The sequence below is a fragment of the Kribbella sp. genome, from assembly GCF_035655035.1.
GTDB lineage: Bacteria > Actinomycetota > Actinomycetes > Propionibacteriales > Kribbellaceae > Kribbella.
The window spans coordinates 1-6,326 of record NZ_DASRVN010000606.1; the positions used below are offsets into that span (position 1 = coordinate 1).

The 6,326-nt window shown below is 68.9% G+C and carries 8 protein-coding genes; 4 read left to right on the forward strand and 4 right to left on the reverse strand.

Going from position 1 to position 6,326, the window contains the following annotated elements; genetic code table 11:
- From VFF46_RS32020 to VFF46_RS32030, 3 genes are all read right to left on the reverse strand, one after another.
- Positions 1 to 422: class II aldolase/adducin family protein (locus VFF46_RS32020; protein WP_325040976.1), on the reverse strand; the 422-nt coding region annotated here is incomplete at its 3' end.
- Complete coding sequence (gene rhaI / locus VFF46_RS32025; protein WP_325040977.1) at positions 423 to 1,586, reverse strand: L-rhamnose isomerase; 1,164 nt, start codon at positions 1,584 to 1,586, stop codon at positions 423 to 425. It lies immediately after the preceding gene.
- Entirely contained in the window at positions 1,583 to 1,915 is a 333-nt protein-coding gene (locus VFF46_RS32030; RefSeq protein WP_325040978.1) for an L-rhamnose mutarotase, read from the reverse strand. The genes rhaI and VFF46_RS32030 overlap by 4 nt, the downstream gene beginning before the upstream one ends.
- A gap of 202 nt (positions 1,916 to 2,117) precedes the next feature.
- Here VFF46_RS32030 and VFF46_RS32035 point away from each other — a divergent pair, with 202 nt between their 5' ends.
- Positions 2,118 to 3,188 (forward strand): LacI family DNA-binding transcriptional regulator, encoded by a 1,071-nt coding sequence (locus tag VFF46_RS32035; protein WP_325040979.1) that lies wholly within the window; start codon positions 2,118 to 2,120, stop codon positions 3,186 to 3,188.
- Here the strand turns inward: VFF46_RS32035 and VFF46_RS32040 are convergent.
- Complete coding sequence (locus tag VFF46_RS32040; protein ID WP_325040980.1) at positions 3,168 to 3,818, reverse strand: TetR/AcrR family transcriptional regulator; 651 nt, start codon at positions 3,816 to 3,818, stop codon at positions 3,168 to 3,170. The genes VFF46_RS32035 and VFF46_RS32040 overlap by 21 nt on opposite strands.
- A gap of 76 nt (positions 3,819 to 3,894) precedes the next feature.
- On the opposite strand from VFF46_RS32040, the gene VFF46_RS32045 reads away from it, so the two are divergent.
- From VFF46_RS32045 to VFF46_RS32055, 3 genes are all read left to right on the forward strand, one after another.
- The gene (locus VFF46_RS32045; protein WP_325040981.1) at positions 3,895 to 4,689 is read left to right on the forward strand and encodes an alpha/beta hydrolase; all 795 of its coding nucleotides are present in this window, start codon (positions 3,895 to 3,897) and stop codon (positions 4,687 to 4,689) included.
- 29 nt (positions 4,690 to 4,718) lie between these two features.
- Entirely contained in the window at positions 4,719 to 5,663 is a 945-nt protein-coding gene (locus tag VFF46_RS32050) for an aldo/keto reductase (protein ID WP_325040982.1), read from the forward strand.
- A gap of 256 nt (positions 5,664 to 5,919) precedes the next feature.
- Positions 5,920 to 6,326: DUF4240 domain-containing protein (locus VFF46_RS32055; protein WP_325040983.1), on the forward strand; the 407-nt coding region annotated here is incomplete at its 3' end.

The window sequence follows — 6,326 nt, forward strand, 5'->3', positions numbered from 1 at the left end:
GCGGTCAGCTTCTCGCCGTCGGCCGCGGTCGCCAGCGCGATCCCGGAGTCCGGGTGCAGGTGGTCGACGTGCGGGGCGTCGACGAGCCCGTGCATCGCGGTGTCGATCGACGGCGCCGCGCCGCCCTTGCCGTGCAGGCAGAAGTCGAACGCGGCGACCATCTCGTCCTCGCGGTCCACACCGGGGTAGGTGTCGACGAGCGCGTTCAACCGGTCCAGCCGCAGTACCGCCAGCCCCTTGCCGGTGAGGGTGCCGAGGTCGCCGCCCGACCCCTTCACCCAGAGCAGCTCGACGGGCTGCTGCGTCACCGGATCGGTCTCGGTGCCCTTCGCCGACGTGTTGCCGCCGGCGTAGTTGGTGTTGCGTGGATCGGCGCCGAGTCGGTTGCTGCGCGCAACGAGTTCGGCCGCGGTGTCACTCACTTATGCTCCCCATCCAGCTTGCTGACCGTCGGCGCGGTCCTTGGTGATCTGCTCGAAGTACCCGCTGCGCTTGTAGGCGACGATCGGGTCGGCGTCCAGGCCCTGCGACTCGCGCAGCTCGGCGAGGAGCGGCCGGACGTCGGTGTTGTACGCGTCCATCAGCGCCGCGTTCGCGCCGAGCACGTCGCCTTCCCGCTGGGCTGTGCGCAGTACGTCGCGGTCCACCAGCAGCGCCTTCGCGGTGGCCTCCTGGACGTTCATCACCGAGCGGATGATCGCGGGGATCTTCTCCTCGATGTTGTGGCACTGGTCGAGCATGAACGCGATCCCGGCGTCCGGGTCGAGCGCGTCGCCGCGGACGATCTCGTTCATGATCCGGAACAGCTGGAACGGGTCCGCCGCCCCGACCATCAGGTCGTCGTCGGCGTAGAACCGGCTGTTGAAGTCGAACGCGCCGAGCTTCTTGGTGCGCAGCAGGAACGCCACGATGAACTCGATGTTGGTCCCCGGCGCGTGGTGCCCGGTGTCGATACAGACCGTTGCCTTCGGCCCCAGTTCCAGGCAGTGCGCGTACGACGTACCCCAGTCCGGCACGTCCGTGGTGTAGAAGGCCGGCTCGAACAGCTTGTACTCGAGCAGCATCCGCTGGTCGTCGCCGAGCCGGTCGTACACCTCCCGCAACGCGGTCGCGAGCCGCTCCTGCCGGTCCTGGATGTCGTCCTGACCCGGGTAGTTCGTACCGTCGGAGAACCACAGCTTCAGGTCCCGCGAGCCGGTCTGGTCCATGATGTCGACGCACTCGAGCAGGTGGTCGGTGGCCTTCCGCCGTACGGCGGGATCCGGGTTCGTCACGCTGCCGAGCTTGTAGTCGTCGTCCTGGAACACGTTGCTGTTGATCGCCCCGAGCCGGACGCCCTGCTCCTTGGCGTACGCCGCGAGCGCCGCGTAGTCGTCGACCTTGTCCCACGGGATGTGCAGCGCGACGCTCGGCGCGACACCGGTGTACTTGTGCACGACGGCCGCGTCGGCGATCTTCTCCTCCGGCGACCGCGGTACGCCGGGCTGGGTGAAGACCTTGAACCGGGTACCGGAGTTCCCGAACGCCCACGAGGGCAGCTCGATCTCCTGGCGGCTCAGCGCTGCTTTCGCGGCATCGGGAGTCATGCGTGGACCTCTTTCAAGTGGAAGATCTCGGGCAGCAGCAGGAAGGACTCGTCCGGCGGTCTGCCGTCGATCCCCTGGAAGAAGTCCGTCATCTGCGCCTGCCAGCGGGCGTTCACCTCGGTCGCCGCCATCGCCCGCTGCGCCGCCTCCAGGTCCTCGGACTCGACGTACCCGACCAGCAGGCCGTCGTCGCGGAGGAACAGCGAGTAGTTGTGCCAGCCGGACTCGCGCAGCGCGGCCTGCATGTCGGGCCAGACGTTGCGGTGCCGGTCGACATACTCGTCGAGCCGGTCGGGCCGGACCTGTAGGCAGAAGCAATAACGATTCACGGAGGCACCTGTGCTCTGGGCGGGGAGGCGGTCGATGAAAGGTTTCAAGAAGGTGTCACGACGCTAAGCGGGCGCACGGGTGGGCGTCAAGAGCCTGCCCAGCTTTTACGTCCGATCCCGGACCGGTGACGCGGAGAATCAGCCGGAACCGGGTATCCTTCGGCAGCTAACACGTTTCAAGTACGCAGGGAGGTCGCGGTCCGTGGACGATGCGGAGGCTCCGCCCGAACGCACCCGCCGGCGCCCGGCGACCAAGCCGCACGCGGCCGGCGTGAAGGCCGTCGCCGCCGCCGCCGGGGTCTCCCTCGGCACGGTGTCGAACGTACTGAACCGCCCCGAGGTGGTCAGCCCGCTGACCCGTGCCAAGGTCGAGGCGGCGATGGCCTCGCTCGGCTTCGTCCGCAACGAGTCGGCCCGCCAGCTCCGGGCCGGATCGAGCCGGATCCTCGCGTACCTGATGCTGGACGCGGGCAACCCGTTCTTCACCGACGTCGCGAAGGGCGTCGAGGAGGCGGCCCAGGCGGCCGGGCTCTCGGTGTTCCTCTGCACCAGCAGCGAGGACGCCGACCGCGAGGCGGCGTACCTGGACCTGCTCGAGCAGCAGCGCGTCCAGGGCATCCTGATCACGCCGATCGACCAGCACTCGTCCCGGCTCCGCAAACTGCCGTCCCGCGGTACGCCGGTGGTGGTCGTGGACCGGACCCTCGACGAGGCCACGCACTGCTCGGTCGCGGTGAACGACGTACTCGGCGGTGAGCTGGCGATCTCGCACCTGCTCGAGCTGGGGCACGAGCGGATCGCGTACGTCGGCGGGCCGAACACGCTCGGCCAGGTCGTCGACCGGCGCGACGGCGCCCGGCGCGCGCTGCGGACCGCCGGGAAGCCGATCACCGACCTCATCGAGCTGACCACCGGCGCGCTCACGGTCGCCGAGGGCAGGGGCGCAGGGCAACGACTTGCCGGGCTGCCCGCGGACCGCCGCCCGACGGCCGCGTTCTGCGCGAACGACCTGCTCGCGTTGGGTTTGCTGCAACAGTGCGTGAGCCTCGGGCTGCGCGTCCCGGAAGACCTCGCGATCGTCGGGTACGACGACATCGAGTTCGCCGAGGCCGCCGCCGTACCGCTGACCTCGGTACGGCAACCGCGCCAGCTGCTCGGCCGGACCGCCGCGGAGCTCCTGCTGGACGAGTCGTCGAACCCGGACCACGAGCATCAGCGCGTCACGTTCACACCGGAGCTGGTGGTGCGGACGTCAACGCGCGGGACCGTCTGACCCGTACGCCGCGAGAAAGACGTCGGCCGCCTGGTCGGCGAGGTTCTGTAGCTCGCTGTTGTCGACGCGCTGGCGGGTGCCGGCGAACATCGCCCGGTTCATCGGCTTGTACATCACCAACCCGGCGAACTGGTACGCCGCCAGCGTCGGGTCGTCGAGCTGCTTCAGGAGGCCGCGGTCGCTCAGCCTCGTCAGCGCCTGACCGAGGGCGTCGAGGGACTTCTCGAAGCCGCTGTTGAACCACGCGCCGCACACTTCAGGAAACCGGTCCGCCTCGGCGATCACCAGCCGCCGGAGCTGTAGGACGTTGTCGGCGGTCAAGCTCTGCAGTAGGCGGTGCGCCAGCGCCCGGAGAGCCTCACGGGCGTCGGCCGCGCCGTCGAGCGTCTCGACGTACGCCTGGAAGAGACCGTCCATCAGCTGGTCGCTGGTGCCGAGGACGATCTCGGCGAACAGGCGCTCCTTGTTCTCGAACTGCTTGTAGACGGTCTGTTTGGAGACGCCGGCCTTGGCGGCGACCTCGTCCATGCTCGCGCCGAGATAGCCGTGCTGGAGGAAGACCTCGGTGGCCGCGGCCAGGATCGCGCGGCGTTTGCGGGGCGTCCGGCCTTCGATCTCTGACTGCTCCATCCGGAAATCATACTAGACAGTCCAGTTCTATCGCGAGTACTGTACGGTCTAGTTCCCTGCCTGTGAGGAGAAGACCATGAGCACCGTGACATCGGCCGACGGCACGACGATCGGCTACGACGCGTACGGCGCCGGCCGGCCGCTGATCCTGATCGACGGCGCGACCGCGCACCGGGCCGTGAACCCGGTGAACGCCGAGGTCGGACAGCTGCTGAGCGACGAGTTCCGGACGTACGCATACGACCGGCGCGGGCGTGGCGCCAGCACCGACACCGCGCCGTACGCGATCCAGCGCGAGATCGAGGACCTCTCCGCGCTGATCGAAGACGCGGGACAGCCGGCCATTTTGTTCGGGTGGTCGTCGGGGGCCTTGCTGGCGCTGGATGCCGCGGCGGCCGGCCTGCCGGTCTCGCAGGTGGTGTTGTTCGAGCCGCCGGTGGTCGTGGACGACGTACGGCCGCCGCTGCCGTCGGACTACGTCGAGCAGCTGGACGCGTTCGTCGCCGCGGGGCGCCGGGACCAGGCCGTCGAGCTGTTCATGACCGCGGCCGTCGGGATGCCCGCGGAGGCGGTCGCCGGGATGAAGCAGTCGCCGTTCTGGGCGCCGGTCGAGGAGATCGCGCACACGATCGCGTACGACGGTCGGATCATCGGCACCACGATGTCCGGCAAGCCGCTGCCTTCGGATCGCTGGGCCGACATCAAGGTCCCGGTGCTGGTGCTGTACGGCGACAAGACCTGGCCGGCGTTGTCCGCCGGAGCGCAGGCCGTCGCCGCGCACCTGCCGTCCGCTTCAGTGAAGGCGGTTCCTGGCGAGAACCACTCGACCGAGGCGTCGACGCTGGCGGCGGCACTGCGGGACTTGACCTAGACAGCGCTCTAGCTTGTTGGATCTGGCGCATGGTGAACCTTGCGCTGGGCGCGATGGAGTACGGGACACGGATCGACGAAGAGACCTCGTTCCGGTTGCTGGATGCCTTTGTGGACGCGGGCGGGGAGTGGATCGACACCGCGAACTGCTACGCGTTCTGGCAGCACCCGAGCGGCCAAGGCGGTCAGAGCGAGGAGCTGCTCGGTCGGTGGCTGGCGCAGCGTCCCGGCGTACGGGACCGGGTCAAGCTTGCAACGAAGGTCGGTTGCGAGCCGCTCTGGCCGGGCAGCTACCCGGAGCACTCGGAAGGCTTGAGCACCAAGGCGATCGACGCCGCGCTCGAGACGTCGCTGCGGCGGCTGGGGGTCGACCACATCGACCTGTACTGGGCACACCGCGACGACCGGTCCACACCGCTCGAAGAGACGACCGCCGCCTTCGGCAAGCACGCCGAGAACGGCACCATTGGCCGCATCGGCCTGTCGAACTACGCACTCTGGCGGGTCGAACGGATGCGCGGGCTGGCGTCAGAGCTCGGCGTGACGGGGCCGACCGCCCTACAGCTGCGCTACTCGTACCTGCAGCCCCGCCCGTTCGTCCGCGGCCACTCCCACGACCACCGCTTCGGCTGGATCACCGACGAGGTCCTGGACTACGCCGAGACCAATCCGGAGCAGCAACTGTTCGCTTACAGCCCCCTGATGTCCGGCACCTATGAGAACCGCCCCGACCGCCCCCTGGACCCCGCCTTCACACACCCCGGCACCACCCGCCGCCTGGAGGCCCTCAACGACGTAGCCACCACCCTCAACACCAGCCCCTCAGCAGTAGTCCTCGCCTGGCTCACCGGTGGCACCCCCGCCGTCACCCCCATCGTCGGCATCAGCAAACCCACCTACCTCACCACCGCCCTCACCGGCGCCCAACTGGAACTCACCACAGAACAACGCCGCCAACTCGACGACGTGTGGTGATGAGGTCCTGTCTGGTGATCCAGCGCCGTAGCGAGGAGGTGCTCGGTGCGGTGCATCGGCGCGCGGGGGCGAAGGTCTCGATGCGGAGCATCGTGGCCTTTGCACCCGTGCGGCGAGGTGCCGTGCCGAGTGCCCCGCAGTAGGCGATGGATCACCAGACAGGACCTACCCCTCCCGTTGGACCCGGGGTGAGTGAGATGGTTTGTAGGTGGACAGGGATGGGTTCTGGGGTCTGGTCGAGGATGCGCGGGCCTCGGTGGATGACACTGTGGCTGATCCGGACGGCGTCGCGGATGCGTTGACGAAGGTGCTGGGTGCGGCGCGGGCCGAGGTGATCGTCGGGTTCGGGACCGAGCTCGCGCGGTTGCAGGTCGAGTCGTACCGGTGGGACCTGTGGGCGGCGGCGCATCTGATCAACTCGGGTGCTTCGGAGGACGGGTTCGACTCGTTCCGGGGCTGGTTGATCGCGCAGGGGCGGGAGGTGTGGGACGCCGCACTGGCGGACCCGGACTCGCTCGCCGACGTGGTCGACGAGGACCGGCCGGAAGGGTTCGAGGGCTTCGACGGCGAAGGGATGCTGCACGTCGGGAGTCACGCGTACAAGAACGTGACCGGCGACGACGCGGCGTACTGGAAGGCCGTCGACGCGGAGGCGCCGGACAC

Bases quoted from the DNA above. Each gene is read 5' to 3' on its own strand.
- rhaI (WP_325040977.1), bottom strand. From the start codon at position 1,586: ATGACTCCCGATGCCGCGAAAGCAGCGCTGAGCCGCCAGGAGATCGAG.
- VFF46_RS32040 (WP_325040980.1), bottom strand. From the start codon at position 3,818: ATGGAGCAGTCAGAGATCGAAGGCCGGACGCCCCGCAAACGCCGCGCG.
- VFF46_RS32045 (WP_325040981.1), top strand. From the start codon at position 3,895: ATGAGCACCGTGACATCGGCCGACGGCACGACGATCGGCTACGACGCG.
- VFF46_RS32050 (WP_325040982.1), top strand. From the start codon at position 4,719: ATGGTGAACCTTGCGCTGGGCGCGATGGAGTACGGGACACGGATCGAC.